The 766-nt window shown below is 56.9% G+C and carries 1 protein-coding gene and 1 pseudogene; both read right to left on the bottom strand.

The annotated features are described in order from the left end of the window. A pseudogene (locus tag ACPYOI_RS35845) lies at positions 1-93 on the bottom strand (Hsp20/alpha crystallin family protein); the annotation flags it as partial. A 90-nt stretch (positions 94-183) separates the two neighbouring features. Then, positions 184-657, bottom strand: coding sequence for an Hsp20 family protein (locus ACPYOI_RS35840; RefSeq protein ID WP_481418298.1), 474 nt, complete (start codon positions 655-657; stop codon positions 184-186). Between the last annotated feature and the right edge of the window lie 109 nt (positions 658-766).

Genomic DNA, 766 nt, shown 5'->3' with positions numbered 1-766 from the left:
CGACAGGAAGGGATCACGGTCGTCGTCGCGCAGGACACTTGGAACCTGGTCACCGTTGTCGCGGCCCCAGGGAATCAAATCACGCATACTCATGATTTTCTCCTTTCTGATGGTTCGCTTGGCAAAGCTTCACTGCTGGGCCGAGCCTAGCCCGGCGCCAGTGCGCTTATTGTGGTGGAAGCCTTAAGCCGCCTGCTTCTCGGCCTCGATCTGCTTCGTCTGAGTCATGGGCAGCGTATCGGTTGCGATCTCGATCTTGCGCGGCTTCATCTCTTCCGGGATTTCGCGCTTGAGGTCGATGGTCAGAAGACCATTGACAAGCCCGGCGCCCACGACCTTGACGTGGTCGGCGAGCTCGAACCGGCGCTGGAACGAGCGGCCGGCGATGCCGCGATGCAGATACTGCACATCTTCAGCATTCGCCTTCTGGCCCGATACGACGAGCATGTTCTGCTCCTGGGTAATCGTCAGTTCGTCCTGCGAGAAGCCCGCCACTGCCATAGCAATGCGGTAATCGTCCTCACCGGACTTGACGATGTCGTAGGGCGGCCAGTTGTCGATCGACTCGACACGGCTTGCAGTTTCGAGCGCATTCAGTATCCGGTCGAAACCGACGCTCGACCGGAACAGGGGAGAAAAATCGAGGTTTGTCCTCATAGCCATATCCTCCTTATAAGCAACATGGACACAAGGAGACGCCAAGAGCACTTGGCCGCTTCCTGGACTTGTCGATTCCCATTGGGCAATCGAACAATATTGATATAAT

The organism is Rhizobium sp. SVR5-2C, from assembly GCF_056755115.1.
Note: the sequence above shows the minus strand (reverse complement) of the source record. Positions and strands in the feature narration are given on the sequence as shown.

Bases quoted from the DNA above. Each gene is read 5' to 3' on its own strand.
- ACPYOI_RS35840 (WP_481418298.1), bottom strand. From the start codon at position 657: ATGAGGACAAACCTCGATTTTTCTCCCCTGTTCCGGTCGAGCGTCGGT.